The following is a 252-nucleotide window of genomic DNA, read 5'->3' as shown; positions in this document are numbered from 1 at the left end:
ATAAAATTAAAAGCATTACTGGCTATAACAAAAACTGGCAACAACAAAACGTAAAGCTTGTTGAGTCAGGGCCTATGATGCTGCTAAATGATAAAACCGTTTATGCGGTTACTGGCATGCTCGATAATGGGTTGTGGAGTAAAACAAAGGAAGGTGAATGGTTTGCTAAAGGTCGAGATGCAATCCCCAGTGCACTATTAAGCGAACATACTAAAAAGTACGCAGTACATTTACGTGGCCCGCTTGCCCAAG

At 41.3% G+C, this 252-nt stretch carries 1 protein-coding gene; it reads left to right on the top strand.

What is annotated here, in order from left to right; genetic code table 11:
• On the top strand, positions 1–252 hold a 252-nt coding region (locus SB749_RS20210; protein ID WP_410711882.1), incomplete at both ends, for a hypothetical protein.

This window comes from Brevibacterium sp. SIMBA_078 (genome assembly GCF_046534565.1).
Classification (GTDB): domain Bacteria; phylum Actinomycetota; class Actinomycetes; order Actinomycetales; family Brevibacteriaceae; genus Brevibacterium.
The sequence above is the reverse complement of the archived record's forward strand: the minus strand, read 5'-3'. Positions and strand labels throughout refer to the sequence as shown.